This is a genomic window from Pseudoalteromonas sp. TB51 (genome assembly GCF_000498055.1).
Taxonomy (GTDB): domain Bacteria; phylum Pseudomonadota; class Gammaproteobacteria; order Enterobacterales; family Alteromonadaceae; genus Pseudoalteromonas; species Pseudoalteromonas atlantica.
In genome coordinates this window covers 1-729 of sequence record NZ_AUTO01000147.1, presented here as the reverse complement: position 1 = coordinate 729, position 729 = coordinate 1, and the positions used below count along the sequence as shown (strand labels likewise).

Annotated in this window: 1 protein-coding gene and 1 pseudogene; both read right to left on the bottom strand. The window is 43.7% G+C overall.

Going from position 1 to position 729, the window contains the following annotated elements:
* Positions 1-567, bottom strand: a pseudogene (locus L650_RS23640) (carboxyl transferase domain-containing protein); the annotation flags it as partial.
* A 10-nt stretch (positions 568-577) separates the two neighbouring features.
* A partial coding sequence (locus L650_RS23635) for an acyl-CoA dehydrogenase family protein (RefSeq protein ID WP_262974670.1) occupies positions 578-729 on the bottom strand: 152 nt, incomplete at its 5' end.

The window sequence follows — 729 nt, the reverse complement described above, 5'->3', positions numbered from 1 at the left end:
TACATAACCCCATTACCACGGCAATTTGAGGAATACCTTTACCCGACATACGGGCTTGGTTATAAAAAATACGGCCAAAATGTAATTTATCAGGGAATACATCGTCTTGCTCAGGCAGGTTAGCACCGCCCGAATCAACCAAATAAATACACGGTAAGTGGCAACGCTCGGCTATATCTTGTGCGCGTAAATGCTTTTTAACGGTAAGCGGAAAGTACGTACCGCCTTTTACCGTGGCATCATTTGCAATGATCATGCATTCAATACCTTTAACACGGCCAATACCAGCAACTACACCCGCACAGGCAATTTCTTGTTCGTACACACCAAAGGCTGCAAATTGCGAAATTTCTAAAAACGGTGAGCCTTCATCTAATAAAGTGCTAATACGGTCACGTACAAATAACTTACCTCGGCCTTCGTGACGCTCTTTTAACGCAGCGCCGCCGCCTAAGCTAATGNGGTGGCTACTTTACTATGTAAATCATCAACCAAAGCTGCCATGTTTTTGTGATTTTGCACAAAAGTAGGATCGTGAGGATTAACGCTCGATTTTAATATCGTCATAATTTAATCCTTAACGGCTTTCGGTAAAGAGTTCGCGGCCAATAAGCATGCGGCGTATTTCTGATGTGCCAGCACCAATTTCGTATAGTTTGGCATCACGTAATAAGCGCCCTGTGGCGTATTCGTTTATGTAGCCGTTCCCCCCTAAAATCTGAATAGCTT